The organism is Papillibacter cinnamivorans DSM 12816, assembly GCF_900176335.1.
GTDB classification, from domain to species: Bacteria; Bacillota; Clostridia; order Oscillospirales; family Oscillospiraceae; genus Papillibacter; species Papillibacter cinnamivorans.
Map to the genome: position 1 here is coordinate 106,045 of NZ_FWXW01000002.1, position 22,794 is coordinate 128,838.

The following is a 22,794-nucleotide window of genomic DNA, read 5'->3' on the forward strand; positions in this document are numbered from 1 at the left end:
GAGAACCGCCAATAGGCGGAAATCCGGGCGCGCAACGGTGATATGGGGACGACCTCATTGTCTCGGTGCCGCGGTCGCCGTATTATAACATTCGTCTGGGTAAAAAGCTTGGTTCAGCAAAGTACCTTATTTATATTAGTGTATTATAGAGAGTTTGGTGGTTTCTGTCAAGTACCTTGCGGGGAGTGTTGAACCCCGTCGGATTTTTCCCCGGCGGCTCCTCCTGTATCCGCGTCTTCCTTTTCTTTTTTCCCGTCCGTTCCCCAGAGGATGCTTTCAATCTGAATGTCCCCGGGCCCCACCGAGCCGGATTCCATCAGTGCCGCAAGAAGCTGGTTTGCGTCGCTGTCCGGCGGAACTTTTATATCCAGCTCCCGGGGCAGTCGGAAGAAAGCTCCCGTCGCCGTCCCGGCGTTTTCCTCGGCGCCCTCGTAAAGTGCCAGGATTGCGCCTCTCCCACCTCTGGAAAGCGTCTCCGGCCGTGAAAACAGCACCAGCACGTCCGCCGCCGCGATTTGTTTTCCCGTCGGATTGAAGACCACGGGAACACCGAGATCCCGGCGCAGGGTCCTGCACAGGGACTCCCCCCCGTAGGAGGCGGCGACGGCTATGTATCTCACCTGCCTGGACAGTGAAAGCGCCGCTTCGCGCATCGGATAGCTCACGTGCTCTCCACAGACGGCAACCGTGGCCCTCTCCGGTTTTACCCCCCTCTCCTCCATAATCCGGAACACCAGCTCCGCCGCCATCCTTTGATACAGCGGCAAAACGGGAACCGGTCCGATCCCGTGCCCTGCAAACTCCCTGTAAAAGGAAAAGTCCCTGGGGAAGACGGCCCAGCGGATTCCCCGTCCGGCAAGCTCCCTTGCGGCCTTTTCCATTCGCCGCCGGGCCGGTGCCCTTCTCTCTCCGGGAAAAAACGGAACGCGTGCTGTCAGCACCCTTGTGCCTGAAAGCTCCCCGGCGTGAAGCTCCGGCTTTCCGAATCGGCTGCGCAGCCGGCTGATGAAATCCTCCGGCGGCGCAACCATCTCAATGAGACCGAACATAGACCTTCCCTCGCATACCCCGCGCCGCCCGGCATCCCGTACGGAGCCTTCGGACTCTTTCCGTTTCGTAAAAACGGCGCCGGCATCGTTTCGCCGGCCGGTAACTTATAGTATTGCGGATACAGGCGGTTTATACCTGGAATTCTTTACCCTTTCGCTCAACCACCCCCGCCAGCTGCCCCTTGGCGGCCTTAAACTGCCCTTCAATTAAAAAGCGGGCTTCCGCCCGCTTTTTAGAATATCTGTTCATTAAAAATATACTGTTTTGACGAAACCCCTGTGTCAGGAAATAGTGACAGCCTGGCTTGCCTTTTCCTTGACGACCGCCAGCGCCTTCTGCAGCTGCGTGTCCTGGTCCCTGGAAAGGGTTCCCGCCTGAAGCTTCGTCTGGTCCTCTTCGCTCATCTCCACCGGGTAATCCGGGGTAAGTCCGGTTCCGATGAGGCTGACGCCGTGAGGCGTGAAATACTCGTTGGTGGACAGGATGATGGCCGACCCGTCGGACAGCCGGATGGGAATCTGGGAGTATCCTTTTCCGAAAGTCTGCTCCCCCACGACGGTCGCCCAGTTATACTCCTGGAGAGCGGCGGCGAAGAACTCCGCGGCGCTGTAGGAGCTGGCGTTCACCAATACCGCCATGGGGATTTCAATGCAGCTTGCGTCCGAGGTATAGGTCTTCTCGTTTCCCGCCTTGTCGCGGGATATGAAGGTCGTCCCTTCCGGCAGGATGAAATCCAGCAGGTCCAGCAGCTCCGACAGCTGTCCCCCGGGGTTGTTCCGTACATCGAAAATGATGCCCGTGACGCCGGAATTGATGAAGCGGTTGATGGCCTGCTCCGTCTCCTGGTCCGAGTTGTCGTCGAAATTGTCGATCGTAATGAGGCCGATGTTGCCGTCCAGCAGCTCCGTGCTCACCACGGGAATGTTCACCGCCCGCCGCACGACGCCGGTAGCCTTCACTTCGCTGCCGTCGGCCTTGGTCACCGTAAGGTCCACCGTGGTGCCCGCTTCTCCCCGGATGGCGGCCGTGGCGGTGTCGTATTCCATGTCCGAAATCAGAACGCCGTTTACCGCGGTTATGGTATCTCCCGCCGCAAGACCCGCTTCCTGTGCGGGGGAATTGGGATATACCTTTGTGATATGGAATCCGGTTTCCGTGTCCTTGGCGTCGATCACGGCTCCGATTCCCACATATTTGTTGTTGATGTTTTCCTGGTAGCTCTCGTATTCTTCGGCGCTGAGGTAGTGGGACCACCGGTCTCCCAGACCGTCCACCATGCCTTTGACGGCGCCGTCCAGCAGCTCCTCTTCCGTATAGTCTCCCACGAAGGATTTTTCGATATCCGTTCTTGCCTCAATATACTTGGAAAGTTCCTTGTCCAGTGCCGCCCTGTCCTCCAGCTTGCTGTTGAACTGCCACTGCACCAGGAGAAATGTCACTACGAAGGTAACGGCCGCCGCCGCCGCGGCAAAAGCCAATACGGTTCCCAGTCTGAATTTTTTTTCCATTCTGTCTCCTTAAAAGAATCCGTAGAATTAAAATTTGGTCTCCGGATCCACCCTGGTTCCGTTTTCCGTGATTTCAAAATGGACATGGGGCCCGGTGGACCAGCCGGTGCTTCCGGAATAGCCGATCACATCCCCCTGGGAGACCGTATCGCCCTCGCTCACCAGGCGTTTGCTCATGTGGGCGTATAGGGTGGTGTTGCCTCCGCCGTGGCTGATGACTATGTAATTTCCGTAGGAGGAACTGTATTGGGAAAGTATCACCGTGCCGCTCTTGGATGCCAGAACATTGTTCCCGGTGGCGACTCCTATGTCGATGCCGTAGTGGAACTTATATCCGCCCTGAGTGGGATGTTCCCGGTATCCGAAGGGCGAGGTGATCCGGTGGCTTGCCGGGACCGGCCAGAGGTAGTCGCTTTCGCTTACAGTATCTTTTCCCTGCCGTTCCAGTTCCTTGATCTTCGCCTCGATCTGGGCCTGAACTTCTTCCTCTTCCTTGTCGATGTCCGCCAGGGTCTGGCTGTATTTGTCCGACTGCTTTTCGATGTCGCTCACCAGGTCCTGTGCCGTCTGGAGCTGGGTCTGAAGTTCCGTCTGCCGGTCGGAAAGCTCGCTTCTGGCCGTTTCCACGTCCGCCTTGTCCGCTTCCAGCCCGGCCTTTGTCTCGGCGATCTTTTCTCTTGTGGCCTTGAGCTGGTCGATAATGCCCTGGTCGTAATCCATGATCTCGCCGATGATGTCCAGATTCCCCAGCAGATCGCTGAAGCTGGCGGAATTGAAAAGCACCGACCAGTAGGAGACCGTTCCGGTTTCCTCCATATCCCGGACCCGGGTGCAGAAGAGGGCGTACTGCTTCTTTTCCAGCTCTTCCGTCTTCGTAAGCTCCGTCTGCTGCTCCTCGATCTGCACGGTGTAGTCGTCGATCTGGCTGTTGAGGTTTTGGATCTGATCCTGTATCACGTCGATCTGCTGATCCAGCAGCTCTCTTTTTTGAATGGCCGCGTTTTGATTCGCCTCCAGCGCCGCCAGCTGGGAGGAAAGCTCCTTTTTCCGCTGGGCCAGCTCCTCCGCGTTTCCCTTGAGAGCGTCTATTTCGTCCTGAGTTACCGCGGACGCGGTGGCGGAAAGCACGGAAATCAGCAAAGTCAGGATAAACAGCGCCGCCAGCGCCAAAGACAGAATCATGATAATCTTTTTCTTCGTCTTCTGCTTCAATTGGCTACCTCCCGTATGTACGCCTTCTCCGCTTGTCTGACGGAAAAAGTCAGACCTTCAAAAACTTCCGTATGGCTAAAAGGCTTCCGCCGACGCCCACCAAAAAGCCCGTGGCAAGGAAAATTCCGGCCACCGGCGCCGCCAGCTGTGCATACGGAATGACGGTGATCAGGTGAATGGTGTCGTTTCCTGCGATCTGTTTGGATACCAGGCCGTATATGCCCCACTGGGCGAAAAATGCGATGGCCGCGCCGCTCAGTCCCAGAAGGAGCCCTTCGTACACAAAGGGCCAGCGGATAAAGCCGTTGGTGGCGCCCACCATCTTCATGATGGCGATCTCCTCCCGCCTGTCGAAGGTGGCAAGCTTGATGGTATTGGAAATGATAAAGACCGAAACCGCCAGCAGGATGAGAATCAGCGCCATGGAAACCGCTCCCGCGATATTCCGGACCGTGATGAATCCCTCGGAAATCTCCAGATTGGCCCGTACCTTCGCGATGCCGGGAACCGCTTCCAGCGCCTTCACCGTGTCCCGCATCAGCGAAATGTCGGTCATCTTCACGCTGTACCGGTGCCGGAGAATCGTGGGATCCATGTCGGTGAAGAGACTGTCCCCCTGATATTGGCTGACAAAGTTCTCCATGGCCGTTTCCCGGGAAATGAACTGGCAGGATGCCACGTTGGGAACCTGCTCGATAACAGCGCCCAGTGCCTGGGCTTCCTCGTCGCTGAGGCTCTCGTTCACATAGGCCAGCACCTCGTTTTCCCGCTCCAGGCTCTTGAGCATGCTGTCGGCGTTTACCGCCACCAGAGTAAAGCTCCCCATAATTATGAGACAAGCCACGATGATTCCCACCGCGGCAAAGGACATGAACCCATGGAGAAAAATATTGTGAACGCCCTCGTGGACAAAATAACCGAAATTATATCTTTTCATTCTGGTAGTACCCGTCCATTCCGTCGCTGACGACCCTTCCGCCGTCGATTGCCACCACCCGCTTGGTAAAGCGGTTGACCAGCTCCTTTTCGTGGGTCACCACCAGCACGGTGGTCCCCAGTGCGTTGATTCTCTCCAGCAGCAGCATGATTTCAAAGGAACGCGTGGGGTCCAGGTTTCCTGTGGGCTCGTCCGCGATGATCATGCTGGGGTTATTCACCAGGGCTCTGGCAATGGCAACCCTCTGCTGCTCCCCGCCGGACAGCTCGCAGGGCCGGCAGGACAGCTTGCAGTCCAGGCCCACCAGCTCCAGCACGTAGCCCACCCGCTTCCGGATCTCCTTGGGCGACGTTCCGACAGCCCGCATGGCAAAGGTCAGGTTTTCGCAGACCGTCTTCTTCTCGATCAGTCGAAAGTCCTGAAAAATGACCCCCAGCGTGCGCCGCATGAAGGGGATCTGTCCGTCCCGGATGGTGTTGAGGTTATAGCCGTTCACCATGATCCGGCCGCTGGTGGGGCGGATCTCTCCGGTGAGCAACTTGACGATGGTGGATTTCCCGGAGCCCGAAGGCCCCACCAGAAAGACAAACCCGCCGTCCTCAATGCGCAGGGAAACGCTCTCCAGCGCCCTGGTTCCGTTGTCGTATGCTTTGGAAACGTCGATTAAGCGTACCATTCGATCCTCCCGAGAATGCTGACGAGGGCGGCGCTTTTTTGTTCCGCCGCCCGGGGTGGTTGTGTCAGGATTCGATTCCCCTGGAAATCAGGTACTTCTTCACCATCAGAGCCACCTTGAACGTAATGGCGTCGTCGAATTCCCTCAGGTCGAGGCCGGTGAGCTTTTTGATCTTCTCCAGCCGGTATACCAGGGTGTTGCGGTGCACAAACAGCTTCCGGGCGGTTTCGGAAACATTCAGGTTGTTTTCGAAAAACCGGTTGATGGTAAAAAGGGTTTCCTGGTCCAGGGCGTCGATGGGATTTTTCTTGAAAACCTCCTGCAGGAACATCTCGCACAGGGTGGTGGGAAGCTGATAGATGAGCCGCCCGATTCCCAGGTTTTCGTAGTTGATGATGGTCTTCTCCGTATCGAAGACCTTGCCCACTTCAATGGCGATCTGGGCTTCCTTATAGGCCTTGGCAAACTCCCGCATATGGTTTGCGATGGTGCCGATGCCGATGACGCAGCGGATCTGAAGCTCGGAACTGAGAGTGTCCTCCACGGTCTTGGCAATCCGGTACAGATCTCTGGAATCGGCGTTTTCGGGCAGCTGCTTGATGAGGGCGATGTCGGTTTCGTTGATATTGAGAACGAAATCCACCTGCCGGTCCGGGAAAAGCCGCTGAAGAATGTCGATGGCGGACACGTCCGCTTTTCCCGTCTGCCGGATCAGGAATACGCCACGGGGCACGTCGGTGACGAAATGCAGCTCCTTGGCCCGGATATAGATATCCCCCAGCAAAATGTTGTCCGAAATAATGTTCTTGATGAAAGTTCCCTTGTCGTGCTTTTCCTCGTAGTAAAGCTTCGCGCCGTTGAGCGCCACCGCCGCCAAAGAGCAGACGGTGGAGGCCTGCTCTCCCTCGCCCTCCACGAACACGGCGTAGTCAAACTGAGAGCTCCAGCCGGTCAGGGTCTTGAAAGTCTTGCCCTTGTACGTGAGGATGCTGTGTTCCGAACCGTTCACCGCAGCGGCGGCGTCCGTCCATTTTTCTCCGATAATGGAAAGATCGCTGCTGGCGACGACGGTACCCTCGGAATCGATGACGCCAATCAGCCCCTGAACGGTATCCTTCATCTGCAGGACAACGCTCTGAAAGATTCTGCTTGACATTTCCGTGTCCTCCTTAATTGTGCGTATTCCCTTAACGCAGTGTTGTCCGCGGCTTCGGATTGTCTATTTTTACACATATCTATATAATACTGGCTTCTTCGTGGTTTTTCAATAGAAATTTCACGGAATTGTAGAAAATGAGGCCCGTTTTTTGTTGTTTTTTTACTGGTCCTTCCGGATGCTTTTCCCTGACAAGGAAATTTCCTTTCCAGGGCTTCGGATGGAGGCGATTTCCGTTTCCGTCAGTTCCCGGTACTCTCCCGGGCCCAGCGTGGGGTCCAGAACCAGGCTTCCCATGGAAAGGCGCTTGAGAAATACCACCGTCTTGCCCCTGGACAGGAGCATCCGCTTGACCTGATGGAACTTTCCCTCCCGCAGCGTGACCCTAGCTTCCCGTCCCGCGGTGTCCGGCAGGACTGAAAGCTCCGCCGGAAGGCAGAGCGTCCCGTCGGACAGAACGATTCCTTCCCGGAAGGCATCCTCGTCCCCGGCTGTCATCTCCAGGTCGGTTCGGACGAAATACACCTTGTCCACATGCCGCCTGGGCGCCGTGAGCGCGTGAGCCGTCTGCCCGTCGCTGGTGAGGAGCAGCAGGCCCTCCGTGTCCTTGTCCAGACGTCCTGCGGGAAACAGCCCGACCCTCCGCAGCCTCTCCGGGAGCAGATCCACCGCCGTCTTCTCTCTGGGATCCTCCGTGGCCGAGATCACTCCCGCCGGCTTGTTGAGCATGATATAGTAAAATTCTCTGTAAGAAAGAGGGGTCCCGTCCACCGTAAGCGCGGCTGTTTCCGGGTCCAGCTTTTTCTCCGGGGACGATAGTATTTTCCCGTCGGTCCGGACTCTTCCCGCGCAAATCATCTCCTTGGCTTCCTTCCGGGAAACAATGCCTGTGGAAGCCAGAATCCTGTCCAGCCTCTGTTTCTTCATATTGTGCTCCTCCCCTGTCATAAGTTTGCCCGCTCCTGAATACTCATTTACCGGGATGTTGTAAGAAAGCTGCGGGTAAACCGGTTTTTGCTCCCGGTCCCGGACCCGTCCGGTCCGGAGGAGACAGGACGGTCGGCTGCCCCGCGCATCGTCGTTCGGCAAAGGAGGAAAGAGGTCCGGTGTTTATCTTCACCACAAAATTGACCCGCAGAAAAGCCGTCGCGTTTGTCCTGATCGTTGCCGCAATTATATGTGCTTTGATCTTCCTTGCCGGCAGCCTGGATTCCCGCTCCTCGGGCGTTTCTTCCGCCGCCATAACGGGGATCGACTCCAACGAGGACCGTGTGGCCCTTCTGGAAAGCTACGGCTGGCAGGTAAAGGCGGAGCCGGTGGAAACCCAGGATCTGACGCTTCCCCGCAGTTTTGACGACACCTATGCCGCATATAACGAAATCCAGAAAGCCCAGGGCTTTGATCTGTCCGATTATACGGGAAAACGCGTCAGACGCTTCAGCTACGAGATTCTAAATTACCCGGGAGGAGAGACGGGTGTCATAGCGCACCTGGTCGTCTATAGAAACTCCGTGATCGCCGGGGATGTCGCTTCTCCCGAACTCAGCGGCTTCATGCACGGGCTCGCCATTCCGGAGCCCTGACTTATTGTACCACGGACGCCCCCCGGCAATCCAGCGGAGAATCAGATGGATTCCCGGGTTTGAACGGCGCGCCGAATTCGAAAAGACGGGGGGTGCGGAACGAACGCTTCATCCGCTATTGTCCGCAGAATGCGGATATAAGCCCTGCGAAAACGTATACCGTTTATACGCGCCAGGCGGCGGGATTTCCCGCCGCCTGGCGCGTATGGAGCAGCGCCCCTTCTCCACTGCGGGAAAAGGGGCGCTGTGTTTGTTGATTTACGGTTTTATTCCAAAATCCGCCCTGTGAATTCAGGAGTTGATCTTGGTGACGACGCCGGAGCCCACGGTCCTGCCGCCCTCGCGGATGGCGAAGCGGAGGCCTTCCTCGATGGCGATGGGGGTGATGAGTTCCACGTTGATATCCACGTGGTCGCCCGGCATGCACATCTCAACGCCTTCCGGCAGGGTGATGACGCCCGTCACGTCCGTGGTCCGGAAGTAGAACTGGGGCCGGTAGTTGTTGAAAAACGGAGTGTGCCGGCCGCCCTCTTCCTTGGACAGGACGTAAACTTTACCGAGAAACTTGGTGTGGGGATGAATGGAACCGGGCTTGGACAGAACCTGGCCTCGTTCCACTTCCTTCTTGGTGATGCCCCGAAGGAGGGTGCCGATGTTGTCTCCGGCTTCCGCGTAGTCCAGCAGTTTCCGGAACATCTCGACGCCGGTGACCACGGTCTTCTTTTTCTCTTCGGTGAGGCCCACGATTTCAACCTCGTCGCCCACTTTGACCTTTCCGCGCTCCACACGGCCGGTGGCCACGGTGCCGCGTCCGGTGATGGTGAAAACGTCTTCCACGGGCATAAGGAAGGGCAGGTCGGATTTCCGTTCGGGGGTCTTGATATAGGTATCCACGGCGTCCATCAGCTCATGGATGCACTGGTACTCCGGCGCGTTGGGGTCGGTGGAGGTGGACTCCAGGGCTTTGAGGGCGGAACCCTTGATGATGGGGATGTCGTCGCCCGGGAACTCGTACTTGGTGAGGGTCTCGCGGACTTCCATCTCCACCAGCTCGATGAGCTCGGGATCGTCCACCTGGTCGATCTTGTTGAGGAATACGACGATATAAGGCACACCCACCTGACGGGCCAGCAGGATGTGCTCCTTGGTCTGGGCCATGGGTCCGTCGGTTGCGGCGATAACCAGGATCGCGCCGTCCATCTGGGCGGCTCCGGTGATCATGTTCTTAATATAGTCGGCGTGGCCCGGGCAGTCGACGTGGGCATAGTGCCGGGTTGCAGTCTGATATTCCACGTGGGCGGTATTGATTGTGATGCCGCGGGCGCGCTCTTCGGGGGCCTTGTCGATCATATCATAAGCGGTAAAGGTGGCCGCCTTGGGATCGCCCAGAGCGAGGACCTTGGTGATAGCGGCGGTAAGAGTGGTCTTGCCATGATCCACGTGACCAATGGTGCCAATATTTACGTGGGGCTTCGTTCTTTCAAACTTCTGTTTAGCCATGGTGAATGAATCCTCCTTATTTAATACAGTATATAATTCCGTTTATCTGGTGCTATTTTATAGCATTTTACCCGCAGATGCAATAAAAAACCGTAATCTGCCGGGTCATGCGTTTTGCGGGAAGCGCTTGTCGATGATCTTCTCCTGGATGGACTTGGGGATCTCCACATAGTGGCTGGGTTCCATGCTGTACTGGCCCCGGCCCTGGGTACGGGAGCGCAGATCGGTGGCATATCCGAACATCTCCGACAGCGGAACGAAAGCGTCGATCTGCTGGGCCCCCGTGCGGGCTTCCATGCCCTGGATCTGGCCGCGCCTGGAGTTGAGATCGCCGATGACGTCGCCCATGTATTCCTCCGGAACGATGACGGAAACCTTCATGATGGGCTCCAGCAGGACGGGGTCCGCCTTCCGGCAAGCCTCCTTGAAGGCCATGGAGGCCGCGATCTTGAAAGCCATTTCCGAAGAGTCCACCTCATGGTAGGAGCCGTCGTACAGCGTTACCTTCACGTCCACCACCGGATAACCGGCCAGAACGCCGGCCTGCATCGCGCCCTGGATGCCCTGATCCACCGCGGGAATGAATTCCTTGGGGATGGCGCCTCCCACGACTTTGTTGATAAACTCATAGCCCTTGCCCGATTCGTTGGGCTCGGCGATGATCTTGACATGACCGTACTGGCCCTTGCCGCCGGACTGACGGGCGTATTTGTTGTCCACGTCCGCCGACTTGCGGATGGTCTCCTTGTAGGCCACCTGGGGCTTGCCTACGTTGGCCTCCACCTTGAACTCCCGAAGAAGCCTGTCGACGATGATCTCCAGGTGCAGCTCGCCCATGCCGGCGATGATGGTCTGACCCGTCTCCTCGTCCGTGTAGGTCTTGAAGGTGGGATCCTCCTCGGCCAGCTTCATAAGGGCGATGCCCATCTTCTCCTGGCCGGCCTTGGTCTTCGGCTCGATGGCCACCCGGATGACGGGCTCGGGAAACTCCATGGACTCCAGGATGATGGGGTGTTTCTCATCGCACAGGGTATCCCCCGTGGTGGTGTTCTTCAGTCCCACCGCCGCGGCGATGTCGCCCGAATAGACGATATCGATGTCCTCCCGGTGGTTGGCGTGCATCTGCAGGATCCGCCCGAAACGCTCCCGGTGGCCCTTCGTGGAATTGAGCACGGATGAGCCGGTGGTGAGGGTTCCGGAATAGACCCGGAAGAAGGAGAGCCTTCCCACGTACGGGTCGGTCATGATTTTAAACGCCAGCGCGGAAAACGGCGCCGAATCGTCGGACGGGCGGCTGTCCTCTTCCCCGGTTTCGGGGTCGACGCCCTTGATATCGGGGACGTCCAGAGGCGACGGCAGGTAGTCCACCACCGCATCCAGCAGCTTTTGGACTCCCTTGTTCTTGTAAGAGCTTCCGCAGGTGACGGGGATCATTTTCACGGCGACGGTGGCTGCCCGGATTGCTTTCCGGACGGAGTCCATCGGCACCGTTTCCCCTTCCAGGTATTTTTCCATGATCTCGTCATCAAAATCGGAGACGGCCTCCAGAAGCTTGATGTGATATTCCTCGGCCAGCTCTTTCATGTCCGCAGGGATCTCTTCCACGCGCATGTCCTTGCCCAGGTCGTCGTAATAGATGTCGGCCTTCATCTCCACCAGATCGATGATCCCCTTGAAAGTATCCTCGCTGCCGATGGGAAGCTGAATGGGAACGGCGTTGCATTTGAGCCGCTCCTCGATCATGCGCAGAACGTTGAAAAAGTCCGCCCCCATGATGTCCATCTTGTTGACGTACACCAGCCGCGGCACATGGTAATGGTCAGCCTGACGCCAGACGGTTTCCGACTGGGGCTCCACACCGCCTTTCGCGCACATAACGGTCACCGAGCCGTCCAGGACGCGCAGAGACCGCTCCACTTCCACGGTGAAATCCACATGGCCCGGAGTGTCGATGATATTGATGCGGTGATTCTTCCAGTGGCAGGTGGTTGCAGCGGAGGTGATGGTGATGCCCCGCTCCTGCTCCTGCTCCATCCAGTCCATCGTCGCATTTCCGTCATGGACCTCGCCCATCTTGTAGTTTACGCCGGTATAGTAGAGGATCCGTTCGGTGGTGGTCGTCTTGCCCGCGTCAATGTGGGCCATGATGCCGATATTTCTTGTTTTCTCCAGCGGGAATTGCCTTGGCATACTATTGTCTCCTTCTTACCAGCGGTAATGTGCGAACGCTTTGTTGGCTTCCGCCATCTTATGGGTGTCCTCGCGTTTCTTGACGGCGTTTCCAAGGCTGTTGCTTGCGTCCATGATCTCGCCGGCGAGACGTTCCCTCATAGTCTTTTCGCTTCTTGCGCGGGAATAATTGGTCAGCCAGCGCAGGCCGAGTGTCTGCCTGCGTTCCGGCCGGACCTCCATGGGTACCTGGTAGGTGGCGCCGCCTACGCGGCGTGCCTTTACCTCCAGGGACGGCATGATGTTGTCCAGCGCCTGGGTGAATACGTCCAAAGCGTCTTTTCCTGTTTTCTTGTTGATGATTTCAAACGCGCCGTAAACCACCTTTTGGGCCACGCCCTTTTTCCCGTCGTACATGATACCGTTTACAAGCTTGGTCACCAGGACGGAGTTGTATAAGGGGTCCGGTAAAATTTCTCTTTTGGGTACGTTTCCTCTTCTGGGCACTTTGCTTCCCTCCTTCACAATCTGATTTCATAGGTACTCGAAAGCATGCCCGCTTCCGTACGGACCGCCCGGAAAAAGACGGCCCGCTGTGCCTGCCCGAGGTTTATAAATAAACGTCAGGGCAAGGCGTTTACCTTGCGCCCAAGGTATGATGCTTCATTTTTAGGATATCGCAAACGGCCCTACTTCTTGGCTGCCGTTTTGCCCGCCTTCGGCCGCTTTGCTCCGTACTTGGAGCGCGCCTGCTTGCGGTTTGCCACGCCCTGGGTGTCCAGAGTGCCGCGGATGATGTGGTAACGGACGCCCGGAAGGTCCTTGACGCGTCCGCCGCGGATCATCACCACTGAGTGCTCCTGCAGGTTGTGTCCCACGCCCGGAATATAGGCCGTGACCTCATAACCGTTGGTCAGGCGCACACGGGCGATCTTCCGCAGGGCCGAGTTCGGCTTTTTCGGAGTGGAAGTTCTCACCGCGGTGCATACGCCCCGCTTCTGGGGAGAAGGCAGATCGGTCTCCTGGTTTTTCAGGGTGTTCAGACCGTGCTGCATGGCGGGAGACGTGGACTTGTAGGTGACCTGTTCTCTTCCCTTTCTCACGAGCTGATTGAATGTCGGCATGTTTTTCCTCCTTTCCTCAAGCGATGGGGTTTGCCGTGGCCCCCTGCCGGCGTCGCCGGTACGGGGCCGGGAACTCCCGCGCTATCCCTTTGATGGAATACACGCAAAAGTATATTTTTACGCAATATGGCATTCATATTCCGTAAAAAACAAAATTACTTCAGGAGAACCGCCGCGGCGGCTCCCACTTCGATGCCGCAGGCCCGCCCCAGTTCCAGCATGGTGGGAACGGCTTCCGCGGGCACCCCGTGCTGCTGGCACAGTTCCCCCATTGTCTCCCGGATCTCCGGATCCGCGTCCTGGGCGAGAAAAGCCCGTTCTGCTGCGCCTTCCCGGATTGCCTTGCGGGACTGCTTGATGCCGATTACTTTTTTCCCTGTGCTCAGTAAAGAGAGCAAGCTCTGTCCCTCCTGTCCGGTTTTCCGCATGATTCAGTCTGCGCAGTTCAACCTGCGCAAAGTGAAATTATACCATACGGAAAATGGCCCGTCAAGACCGGTTTTATATGGTTTTTTCCGGAATTGGAGCAGTCCCGCGCCTTTCCGGTTCCGAAAAGGCCGGGACGGGCTCACATACGGTTTCCCTTGGTATTACTGCTCCGCTCCCGCCGCCGCGGGGACCGGCTCCTGCCAGGCTTCCTCCGCCTCCTCGGGCTCCCGGTAAACATCCATTCCGGAACCGGCGGGGATGAGCTTGCCGATGATGACATTTTCCTTCAGGCCGACGAGGTGGTCCACCTTGCCCTTGATGGCGGCTTCGGTGAGCACCTTTGTGGTCTCCTGGAAGGAGGCCGCCGACAGGAAGGAATCGGTTGCCAAAGATGCCTTGGTGATGCCCATGAGCATCTGCACGCAGGTGGCTTCCCGGAGGTTTTCCTCTCCCGAGGCGATCCTTTCCCGGATCTCCCGGTTGGCATCCTCAAACTCGAACAGGTCCGCCGTGGTGCCGGACAGGAGCAGGGTATCTCCCGGGTCTTCCACCCGCACCTTGCGCATCATCTGGCGCACGATGACCTCGATATGCTTGTCGTTGATGTCCACGCCCTGCTGGCGGTACACCCGCAGGACCTCCTGGATCAGATAGTTGTGCACCGCGGAAATGCCCCGGATCCGGAGAACGTCGTGGGGGTTGAGGGCGCCGTCCATGAGGGCCGTTCCCTTTTTGATCTCCTGTCCGTTTTCCACCCGCATGGTGGAATAGGGCACCACATAGGTCCGGGTGTCCCCGTCCTGGGGATTGGTCACCGTGAGGGTGCACATGGAGCCCTTCCGGGTTTCCTCCAGGGTGACGATGCCGTCTGTCTCGCAGATGGTCGCCATCTTCTTGGGCTTTCTTGCTTCAAAGAGCTCCTCCACCCGGGGAAGACCCTGGGTGATGTCGTCTCCCGCGACGCCGCCGGTGTGGAAGGTACGCATGGTCAGCTGCGTGCCCGGTTCGCCGATGGACTGGGCCGCGATGATGCCCACCGCTTCGCCCTCGCTCACCGGCTCGCTGGTGGCCAGGTTCATACCGTAGCATTTGGCGCAGACGCCGGAGCGGGCGCGGCAGCGGAGCACGGTGCGGATCTCCGCCTCGCGGATCCCGTGAGCCTCCAGAAGCTTGGCGTCCTCCTCGGTCATCATCCGATCCTTTGAAATAAGAACGTTCCCGTTTTCATCCAGGATGTCGCGAACGGGGAACCTGCCCCGGATCCGATCGGAAAACCTCTCGATGATCTGCCCTGCCTCGCTGATCTCGGAAACCAGGATCCCTTCCTCGGTCCCGCAGTCGGCCTCCCGGATGATGACCTCCTGGGAGACGTCCACCAGGCGCCGGGTGAGATACCCGGAGTCTGCGGTCCGCAGAGCGGTGTCCGCCAAGCCCTTGCGGGCGCCTCTGGAGGAGATGAAGTATTCCAGAACGGAAAGGCCCTCGCGGAAATTGGCCTTGATGGGGATTTCGATGGTCTTGCCGGCGGTGTTGGCCATCAGGCCGCGCATGCCCGCCAGCTGCCGGATCTGGTTCATGGTGCCCCGGGCGCCGGAGGTCGCCATCATGAAGATGGGGTTGAACTCGTCCAGACTGTTCTGCAGGGCGGCGGTCACCGCCTTGGTGGTTTTGTCCCACTCGTCGATGACCAGGCGGTAGCGCTCGTCGTTGGTGATGAATCCGCGCTTGTACTGGTTTTCGATCTTCACGATCTTCCGCTCCGTCTCCTGGATGAGAGTCTTCTTTTCCTCTGGGACCGTCATGTCGGAGATGGAGATGGTGATGGCGCCCTTGGTGGAGTATTTGTACCCCATGGCCTTGATCTGGTCCAGCACCCCTGCCGAGACGGTGAAGCCGTGCTTCTTGATGCACTTTTCTATAATGGAGGAAAGCTGTTTCTTTCCCGTTACGAAGTTGATCTCGTATTCAAAGAGGTTTTCCGGTTTGGACCTATCCACAAAGCCCAGATCCTGGGGGATGTTTTCGTTGAAGATCACCCGGCCCACGGTGGTGTCCACCAGATGGCGCCGGACCTCCCCGTCGATGACCAGCTCACGTCTGACCTTGACGGGGGAATGGATGCCCACGGCACCCTCGTTATAGGCCATCAGAGCCTCGTTCTCGTTGGAGAAAATCTTGCCCGTCCCCTCCTCCTTCCGCTCGAAGGTGAGGTAATAGGAACCCAGCACCATGTCCTGGGACGGAACGGTCACGGGGCCGCCGTCCTGGGGCCGGAGCAGGTTGTTGGCCGAGAGCATGAGGATTCTCGCCTCCGCCTGGGCTTCCGCCGACAGGGGAACGTGTACCGCCATCTGGTCTCCGTCGAAGTCGGCGTTATAGGCGGTGCAGACCAAAGGATGGAGCTTCAGGGCGCGGCCTTCCACCAGGATGGGTTCAAAGGCCTGAATGCCCAGCCGGTGCAGCGTGGGAGCGCGGTTCAAGAGCACCGGGTGCTCCTTGATGATCCCTTCCAGGGCGTCCCACACCTCGGTGCGGCCCTTGTCCACCATCTTTTTGGCGCTCTTGATGTTGTTGGCCAGGCCTTCCTCCACCAGCTTCTTCATGACGAAGGGCCGGAAGAGCTCCAGGGCCATCTCCTTGGGCAGGCCGCACTGATAGATCTTCAGCTCCGGACCCACCACGATGACCGAACGGCCGGAATAGTCCACGCGCTTTCCCAGCAGGTTCTGACGGAACCGGCCCTGCTTGCCCTTGAGCATGTCGGACAAAGACTTGAGGGCCCGGTTGTTGGCCCCGGTCACCGCCCGGCCGCGCCGGCCGTTGTCGATGAGGGCGTCCACCGCCTCCTGGAGCATCCGCTTTTCGTTGCGCACGATGATGTCCGGGGCGTTGAGCTGGATCAGGCGCTTCAAACGGTTGTTGCGGTTGATCACCCTGCGGTACAGGTCGTTCAGATCCGAGGTGGCGAAACGGCCGCCGTCCAGCTGCACCATGGGCCGCAGCTCTGGGGGGATCACCGGCAGAACGTCGATGATCATCCATTCCGGCTTGTTGCCGGAAAGCCGGAAGGCTTCCACCACTTCCAGGCGCTTGACGAGCCGGGCCTTTTTCTGACCCGAGGCGTCCTTGAGCTCTGAATGCAGGTTCGCGGAAAGCTGTTCAATGTCGATGGCCGCCAGCAGTTCCTTCACCGCCTCGGCGCCCATGCCGGCCTTGAAGTCGTCCTCATATTTTTCCCGCATATCCCGGTATTCCCGCTCGCTGAGGATCTGGTTCCTGGCAAGCGGGGTCTCTCCCGGGTCGGTGACGATATAGGACGCAAAATACAGCACTTTTTCCAGAATGCGCGGGGAAATATCCAGCAGCAGCCCCATCCGGGAGGGGATGCCCTTGAAATACCAGATGTGGGAAACCGGGGCGGCCAGCTCGATGTGGCCCATCCGTTCACGGCGGACCTTCGCCCGGGTGACCTCCACGCCGCAGCGGTCGCAGATCTTTCCCTTGTAGCGGATCTTCTTATATTTGCCGCAGTGGCACTCCCAGTCCTTGGTGGGCCCGAAGATCCTCTCGCAGAAGAGGCCGTCCCGCTCGGGCTTGAGGGTTCGGTAGTTGATGGTTTCCGGCTTTTTAACTTCTCCGTATGACCACTCTCGGATCATCTCGGGGGAGGCAATTCCGATCTTTATCGCGTCAAAAGCGACATAACTCATATTCGCTTTCCTCCTTATATTTCAATCGAATGTCCCGTCCGGCGTCCCGGGGTTTCCCCGCGCCGGGCCAGAAGATTATTCGATGTCAAACAGCTCGCCGTCCGCTTCCCCTTCTTCTCCGTCGTCGAAGGTCAGATCGTCCTCTTCGTCCTCCACGTCCTCGATGCCGAAGCCGCCGGCGGCGATTTCCTCCTCCTCGGCGACGTAGACGTCGTCCTCGCCCCTGCGGCTCTGGAAGGTATCCATGTCCTCGTCGTCCTTGAGCTCGATCTCACTTCCGTTTTTGTCCAGCACCCGGATATCCAGGCACAAAGACTGCAGCTCTTTCACCAGCACCTTGAAGGACTCGGGAACCCCCGGTTTGGGGACGTTGTGCCCCTTTACGATGGCCTCGTAGGTCCGGACCCGTCCGGTGACGTCGTCGGACTTCACCGTGAGGATCTCCTGAAGGGTGTAGGCCGCGCCGTATGCCTCCAGCGCCCAGACTTCCATTTCGCCGAAGCGCTGACCGCCGAACTGCGCCTTGCCGCCCAAAGGCTGCTGGGTCACCAGGGAGTAAGGTCCCGTGGACCGGGCGTGGATTTTGTCGTCCACCAGGTGGTGCAGCTTCATGAAGTAGACATATCCCACGGTGACGGGGTTGTCGAACTGATCCCCCGTGCGTCCGTCGTACAGGATGCTCTTTCCGTCGGGTCTGAGACCCGCGAGCTTGAGGGTTTCTTCAATCTCCGTCTCGTTGGCGCCGTCGAAGATGGGACTTGCCACCTTCCAGCCCAGAACCTTTGCCGCGTATCCCAGATGGACCTCCAGAACCTGTCCGATATTCATACGGGAGGGAACGCCCAGGGGGTTGAGCACGATGTCAAGAGGCGTTCCGTCCGGCAGAAACGGCATGTCTTCCTGGGGCAGGATACGGGATACCACGCCCTTGTTTCCGTGGCGGCCGGCCATCTTGTCGCCCACGGAGATCTTTCTCTTCTGGGCGATGTAGCATCTCACCACCATGTTGACTCCCGGGTTCAGCTCGTCGCCGTTTTCCCGGGTGAATACCTTAACGTCCACCACGATGCCGCTCTCACCGTGAGGCACCTTCAAAGAGGTGTCCCTGACCTCCCGGGCTTTTTCGCCGAAAATGGCGCGTAGCAGCCGCTCCTCGGCGGTGAGGTCCGTTTCGCCCTTAGGCGTGACCTTGCCCACCAGAATATCTCCCGAGCGCACCTCCGCGCCCACGCGGATGATGCCCCTCTCGTCCAGATCCTTCAGCGCGTCCTCGCCCACGTTGGGGATGTCCCGGGTAATTTCCTCGGGTCCCAGCTTGGTGTCCCGCGCGTCGATTTCATACTCTTCGATGTGAATGGAGGAAAAGATGTCCTCCCGTACCAGTCTCTCGTTAATGAGGATGGCGTCCTCGTAGTTGTAGCCTTCCCAGGTCATAAAACCAACCAGGATGTTCCGGCCCAGGGAGATTTCCCCCTCGCTGGTGGAAGGGCCGTCCGCCAGCACCGCGGTGGGCCCCACCCGGTCTCCCGCCGTGACGATGGGCCGCTGGTTGATGCAGGTGCCGTGGTTGGAACGGAGGAATTTGGTAAGCCTGTAATTCTTGTTTTCCCCGCCATCGTAGCGCACGGAGATGGAATTGGCGCTCACGTTTGTAACCGTGCCATCCCCCTCCGCGATGAGAGCCACCTCAGAGTCGATACAGGCCTTGTGTTCGATGCCGGTGGCCACGATGGGCGCCTCGGTGATCAGCAGGGGCACCGCCTGGCGCTGCATGTTGGAACCCATGAGGGCGCGGTTTGCGTCGTCGTTTTCCAGGAAGGGAATCATAGCCGTAGCCACCGAAACCATCATCTTGCTGGAAACGTCCACATAGTCCACCCTGGCCCGGTCCAGTTCGATAATCTCGTCTCTGTGGCGGCAGGTGATGCGTTCGTTTTTCAGGCAGCTGTTCTCGTCCACCGGTTCGCTGGCCTGAGCAATAATGTACTGGTCCTCCACGTCGGCGGTCATGTACACCACTTCGTCGGTCACCCGGTGGGTCTTTTTGTCCACCCTGCGGTAAGGCGCCTCGATGAAGCCGTACTGGTTGATTCTCGCGTAAGTGGCGAGGTAGGAGATCAGTCCGATGTTGGGTCCTTCCGGCGTCTCAATGGGGCACATGCGGCCGTAATGGCTGTAGTGCACGTCGCGCACGTCCATATTGGCTCTCTCCCGGGAAAGGCCGCCGGGGCCCAGGGCGGAAAGCCTTCTCTTGTGGGTCAGCTCCGCCAGGGGGTTGGTCTGGTCCATGAACTGGGACAGGGGCGAGGAGCCGAAAAACTCCTTGATGGACGCCGTCACCGGCCGGATATTGATGAGGGACTGGGGCGTCACGATATCCAGGTCCTGAATGGTCATGCGCTCCCGGATCACCCGCTCCATCCGTGAAAACCCGATCCGGAACTGGTTCTGCAGAAGCTCGCCCACCGAACGGAGCCTCCGGTTTCCCAGATGGTCGATGTCGTCCGAGGTGGCAAGCCCGAAAGCCAGGCAGTTTAAAAAGTTGATGGAGGAGAAAATATCGTCGACGATGATGTGCTTGGGGATCAGATCGTCGATCCTCCGGCGCACCGCTTCCTGCACATCCTCGTTTTCCGCGTTCTCCAGGATCTCCCGGAGGACCGAAAGCCTTACCCGCTCGGTAACGCCCGCCGCCGCCGGATCAAATTCTACGAACCGGCCTATATTTACCATGTAGTTGGAAAATACCTTCACCTGCTGGCCGTCCACCAGGACGGTGGCTTCGCAGACGCCCAGCTCGTCCAGTTCGTGGGCCCGCTCCCGGGAAATGATTTCTCCGGCTTCCGCCACTACCTCTCCCGTCATGGGATCGGAAATGGGAAGGGCCAGCTCGCAGTCCACGATGCGCTGCCAGATCGCCAGCTTTTTGTTGAATTTATAGCGGCCCACCGCCGACAGGTCGTACCGGCGGGCATCAAAAAACAGATTGTTGATGAGGGTCTCGGAAGAGTCCACCGTGGGCGGCTCTCCGGGGCGCAGGCGGCGGTAGATCTCCAGCAGCGCTTCCTCGTAGGTCTTGCAGGGATCCTTATCCAGCGTCGCCACCATCCGGGGATCCTCTCCGAATTTCTCCAGGATCTGCCCGTCGGACGTAAGTCCCAGCGCCCGGATGAGGCAGGTGACGGGAAGCTTCCGGTTCTTGTCGATCCGGACGTAGAACAAATCGGCGGTGTCGGTCTCGTATTCCAGCCAGGCGCCCCGGTAGGGGATCACCGTGGTCCCGTATATGGGCGTGTCGCTTTTGGGATCCATGGTACGGCTGTAATAAATGCCCGGGGAGCGGACGATCTGAGATACGATCACCCGCTCGGCGCCGTTGATGATGAAGGTTCCGGCGGTGGTCATCAGGGGGAAATCCCCCATGAAGATTTCCTGCTCCTTGATTTCCTCCGTTTCCTTGTTGCGAAGGCGCACCCTGACCTTCAGGGGAGCCGCGTAGGTTGCGTCCCTTGCCTTGCACTCCTCCACGGAGTACTTGGGATTTTCATCGATTTTATAGTCGATAAAGGTGAGTTCCAGATTGCCGGCGTAATCCGTGATGGCGGCTACGTCCGAGAACACCTCCCGCAGGCCGGTGTCCAGAAACCACTTATAGGAACTTTTCTGAATCTCCAGCAGGTTTGGCATCTCCAAAAGCTCTTCCTGTCTGGCAAAGCTCTTGCGGAGGGTTCTGCCATACTGCACATCCTTGACCATTCAACAACCACTCTCCGTTTCAATTTGTCTTCGCCCCGGCCGCGTCGTGTTTTCGCCGGGTTTCTTATCAAAGCGAGTTAATATAAACTTAATGTTTCCATCTTCATGCTGCGCCGGAACGGATGCCAGGTTTTCAACGCTCGGGCGCGTTGTCGGTTTCATCACCGTGCCACTTGATTCTTTTCGGAGAAACTGCTATACTGTGATGTAATAGGTGGAATAGTGCTTAGCGATAGTCATAAACAAGTGCTTAATTATATCATCGTTTTTTTTTCATGTCAATAGATTTGAGGGAATAATCCGGAAAGTTCCGGGTTATTTTTTTATTCCCTCGGGAAAACCTCCAGAATTCTCCTGTAATCGCGCGGCGGCTTCCCCGTCTTGTCCTTGCATTCCTGTCCGATGTGCTATATGCTGTACTCATGCCGGGCCTTTGAAGCCGCGGCGGAAAAGGACGGTGCGGATTCGGATCATGAACACAGCGGAAACATGCCGTGCATATCTGGAAAAAGGTCTGGACTTTATCCGGGGCCATAGGAGCATATCGTTTGCGGCGGCAGGTGGAGCGCTGATTTTGCTGCTTCTTGCCGAGCGCAGCCTGCTTTTTCTAAGCCGGGGAACCATGGGCGACCGGATTGCGGTTTTGATCCTTTTCCTTCTGCTGTACGTTCTTTCTCTTTTCCTGCTGCACCGGTCCGGGTATGCCCCGGGGCTTCAGGCAATGCTGTATTCCTCTCTGCCTCTGGCCCTTGCCTTTTTCCTCCGGGCCCTGAGTATGGATCACGTGACCCAGGACTATTCGTATTTTCTTGCCAGATGGGTGGAGTTTTTCCGGGAGCACGGTGGATTTTCGGGTCTGGCCCTCTCCGTGGGGGATTACAATGTCCCCTATCTGTATTTTCTCGCCGCGTTTTCTTACCTGAAGATCCCCGATTTGTACCTAATCAAACTGCTCTCCGTTCTTTTTGATATTCTGCTGGCCTATTGGGGCATGAAGCTCGCCGGCGTTTTGGCGAAAGGAAACGCCCGTCCCCTTGCCGCTTTTTTTCTCCTCCTGCTGCTGCCCACGGTGATCCTCAATGGAGCTTATTGGGGCCAGTGCGACAGCATTTACGGGGCTTTTGCCGTCCTTGCCCTGTACCTCGCTCTGTCCGGCCGGCCCGCCGGCTCCGTTGCAGCCATGGCGGTTTCCTTCGCCTTTAAACTCCAGGCTGTTTTTCTCCTTCCCGTCTATTTTGTTTTGCTCTTTACCCGGCGGATTTCCCCAAGATATATTCCCATGTTCCCCCTTGCCTATCTGTGGGTGATTCTTCCGGCGATTTTTCTGGGAAAACCCGTGGGAGATATCCTGAACGTCTACTTCAAGCAGGCCGATAACTATTCCCAGTATCTCACCATGAACGCCCCCTCTCTTTTTGCCTTCGTCCGGACGCCGGTGGACACGGAGTGGTACAGCACCCTGGGGATTCTCGCCGCCTTTGTCTGTGTGGCGGTGCTGTATGTCGTTCTGTTTCTCTTCCGGAACAGGGTGGGAAACCGCATTCTTTTTCATTCCGCTCTTCTTTTCTCCTTGGGCATCCCCATGGTACTGCCCCATATGCACGAGCGGTATTTTTTCCTGGCGGACGTTTTTACCCTCATTCTGGCCTGTGTGGCCCCCCGGAGGTTTTTCATTCCCGCTCTGGTGGTCTTCGGCTCTTTTCTGGGGTACTACGCTTATTTGAATCAGCGGTACCTTCTTTCTCTGAAGTACGGCGCACTGGCCCTCGCTTTTGCCGCGGCCGTCCTCCTCTGGGATCTTTTCATCCTTCTCCGGCAAAACGGGAAGGCCCGCGGCGCCGCTTAGCGCCTCCTTATAAATCCCGCTTCCCTTCTTCGATTTTCATGTTGACAAATCCGCCCCGTATCGCTATAATAAGCAAGCGGTTGTACCCTGGTTTTCTTCTGAATCCGGCGGTCCGCACCGTTATTCCGGGCGGAAAAT

At 57.9% G+C, this 22,794-nt stretch carries 16 protein-coding genes; 2 read left to right on the top strand and 14 right to left on the bottom strand.

Going from position 1 to position 22,794, the window contains the following annotated elements; genetic code table 11:
• Window positions 1-167: 167 nt before the first annotated feature.
• The 7 genes from B9A13_RS03365 to B9A13_RS03395 all read right to left on the bottom strand — a co-directional run bounded on the left by B9A13_RS03365 (window position 168) and on the right by B9A13_RS03395 (window position 7,466).
• A complete protein-coding gene (locus B9A13_RS03365; protein ID WP_084233650.1) occupies window positions 168-1,049 on the bottom strand; it encodes a hypothetical protein in 882 nt (293 codons plus the stop codon).
• Window positions 1,050-1,331: 282 nt separating this feature from the next.
• The gene (locus tag B9A13_RS03370) at window positions 1,332-2,558 is read right to left on the bottom strand and encodes a S41 family peptidase (RefSeq protein WP_084233651.1); all 1,227 of its coding nucleotides are present in this window, start codon (window positions 2,556-2,558) and stop codon (window positions 1,332-1,334) included.
• A gap of 27 nt (window positions 2,559-2,585) precedes the next feature.
• Window positions 2,586-3,770, bottom strand: coding sequence for a murein hydrolase activator EnvC family protein (locus B9A13_RS03375; protein ID WP_084233652.1), 1,185 nt, complete (start codon window positions 3,768-3,770; stop codon window positions 2,586-2,588).
• Between the two features lie 49 nt (window positions 3,771-3,819).
• On the bottom strand, window positions 3,820-4,707 hold the full coding sequence (gene ftsX / locus B9A13_RS03380; protein ID WP_084233653.1) for a permease-like cell division protein FtsX: 888 nt from the start codon (window positions 4,705-4,707) through the stop codon (window positions 3,820-3,822).
• Window positions 4,694-5,383, bottom strand: a complete 690-nt coding sequence (gene ftsE / locus B9A13_RS03385; protein WP_084233654.1) for a cell division ATP-binding protein FtsE — start codon at window positions 5,381-5,383, stop codon at window positions 4,694-4,696. The genes ftsX and ftsE overlap by 14 nt, the downstream gene beginning before the upstream one ends.
• Window positions 5,384-5,447: 64 nt before the next feature.
• Window positions 5,448-6,539 carry a PucR family transcriptional regulator gene (locus B9A13_RS03390; protein WP_084233655.1) on the bottom strand — a complete coding sequence of 364 codons (1,092 nt, stop codon included), beginning with the start codon at window positions 6,537-6,539 and terminating at the stop codon, window positions 5,448-5,450.
• A 162-nt stretch (window positions 6,540-6,701) separates the two neighbouring features.
• A complete protein-coding gene (locus B9A13_RS03395; protein ID WP_084233656.1) occupies window positions 6,702-7,466 on the bottom strand; it encodes a pseudouridine synthase in 765 nt (254 codons plus the stop codon).
• Between the two features lie 179 nt (window positions 7,467-7,645).
• Here B9A13_RS03395 and B9A13_RS03400 point away from each other — a divergent pair, with 179 nt between their 5' ends.
• Window positions 7,646-8,122: a DUF4830 domain-containing protein gene (locus B9A13_RS03400; RefSeq protein ID WP_242942765.1), complete on the top strand. Its 477-nt coding sequence runs from the start codon at window positions 7,646-7,648 to the stop codon at window positions 8,120-8,122.
• A 291-nt stretch (window positions 8,123-8,413) separates the two neighbouring features.
• Here the strand turns inward: B9A13_RS03400 and tuf are convergent, their stop codons facing one another.
• From tuf to rpoB, 7 genes are all read right to left on the bottom strand, one after another.
• Complete coding sequence (gene tuf / locus B9A13_RS03410) at window positions 8,414-9,622, bottom strand: elongation factor Tu (protein ID WP_084233659.1); 1,209 nt, start codon at window positions 9,620-9,622, stop codon at window positions 8,414-8,416.
• A gap of 105 nt (window positions 9,623-9,727) precedes the next feature.
• Complete coding sequence (gene fusA, locus B9A13_RS03415) at window positions 9,728-11,812, bottom strand: elongation factor G (RefSeq protein ID WP_084233660.1); 2,085 nt, start codon at window positions 11,810-11,812, stop codon at window positions 9,728-9,730.
• 15 nt (window positions 11,813-11,827) lie between these two features.
• Window positions 11,828-12,298, bottom strand: coding sequence for a 30S ribosomal protein S7 (gene rpsG, locus B9A13_RS03420; RefSeq protein ID WP_200809673.1), 471 nt, complete (start codon window positions 12,296-12,298; stop codon window positions 11,828-11,830).
• A 182-nt stretch (window positions 12,299-12,480) separates the two neighbouring features.
• Window positions 12,481-12,915 (bottom strand): 30S ribosomal protein S12, encoded by a 435-nt coding sequence (gene rpsL / locus B9A13_RS03425; RefSeq protein ID WP_084233662.1) that lies wholly within the window; start codon window positions 12,913-12,915, stop codon window positions 12,481-12,483.
• Between the two features lie 155 nt (window positions 12,916-13,070).
• Window positions 13,071-13,313, bottom strand: a complete 243-nt coding sequence (locus tag B9A13_RS03430; RefSeq protein ID WP_200809674.1) for a ribosomal L7Ae/L30e/S12e/Gadd45 family protein — start codon at window positions 13,311-13,313, stop codon at window positions 13,071-13,073.
• 192 nt (window positions 13,314-13,505) lie between these two features.
• Window positions 13,506-17,054, bottom strand: a complete 3,549-nt coding sequence (rpoC, locus tag B9A13_RS03435; protein WP_084233664.1) for a DNA-directed RNA polymerase subunit beta' — start codon at window positions 17,052-17,054, stop codon at window positions 13,506-13,508.
• 75 nt (window positions 17,055-17,129) lie between these two features.
• The gene (gene rpoB / locus B9A13_RS03440; protein WP_084233665.1) at window positions 17,130-20,810 is read right to left on the bottom strand and encodes a DNA-directed RNA polymerase subunit beta; all 3,681 of its coding nucleotides are present in this window, start codon (window positions 20,808-20,810) and stop codon (window positions 17,130-17,132) included.
• 472 nt (window positions 20,811-21,282) lie between these two features.
• Between rpoB and B9A13_RS03445 the strand changes: the two genes are divergently transcribed.
• Window positions 21,283-22,656, top strand: coding sequence for a conjugal transfer protein TraL (locus B9A13_RS03445; protein WP_143806866.1), 1,374 nt, complete (start codon window positions 21,283-21,285; stop codon window positions 22,654-22,656).
• The last annotated feature ends 138 nt before the right edge of the window (window positions 22,657-22,794 follow it).

Bases quoted from the DNA above. Each gene is read 5' to 3' on its own strand.
- B9A13_RS03365 (WP_084233650.1), bottom strand. From the start codon at position 1,049: ATGTTCGGTCTCATTGAGATGGTTGCGCCGCCGGAGGATTTCATCAGC.
- B9A13_RS03370 (WP_084233651.1), bottom strand. From the start codon at position 2,558: ATGGAAAAAAAATTCAGACTGGGAACCGTATTGGCTTTTGCCGCGGCG.
- ftsX (WP_084233653.1), bottom strand. From the start codon at position 4,707: ATGAAAAGATATAATTTCGGTTATTTTGTCCACGAGGGCGTTCACAAT.
- ftsE (WP_084233654.1), bottom strand. From the start codon at position 5,383: ATGGTACGCTTAATCGACGTTTCCAAAGCATACGACAACGGAACCAGG.
- B9A13_RS03390 (WP_084233655.1), bottom strand. From the start codon at position 6,539: ATGTCAAGCAGAATCTTTCAGAGCGTTGTCCTGCAGATGAAGGATACC.
- B9A13_RS03395 (WP_084233656.1), bottom strand. From the start codon at position 7,466: ATGAAGAAACAGAGGCTGGACAGGATTCTGGCTTCCACAGGCATTGTT.
- tuf (WP_084233659.1), bottom strand. From the start codon at position 9,622: ATGGCTAAACAGAAGTTTGAAAGAACGAAGCCCCACGTAAATATTGGC.
- fusA (WP_084233660.1), bottom strand. From the start codon at position 11,812: ATGCCAAGGCAATTCCCGCTGGAGAAAACAAGAAATATCGGCATCATG.
- rpsL (WP_084233662.1), bottom strand. From the start codon at position 12,915: ATGCCGACATTCAATCAGCTCGTGAGAAAGGGAAGAGAACAGGTCACC.
- rpoC (WP_084233664.1), bottom strand. From the start codon at position 17,054: ATGAGTTATGTCGCTTTTGACGCGATAAAGATCGGAATTGCCTCCCCC.
- rpoB (WP_084233665.1), bottom strand. From the start codon at position 20,810: ATGGTCAAGGATGTGCAGTATGGCAGAACCCTCCGCAAGAGCTTTGCC.
- B9A13_RS03445 (WP_143806866.1), top strand. From the start codon at position 21,283: ATGAACACAGCGGAAACATGCCGTGCATATCTGGAAAAAGGTCTGGAC.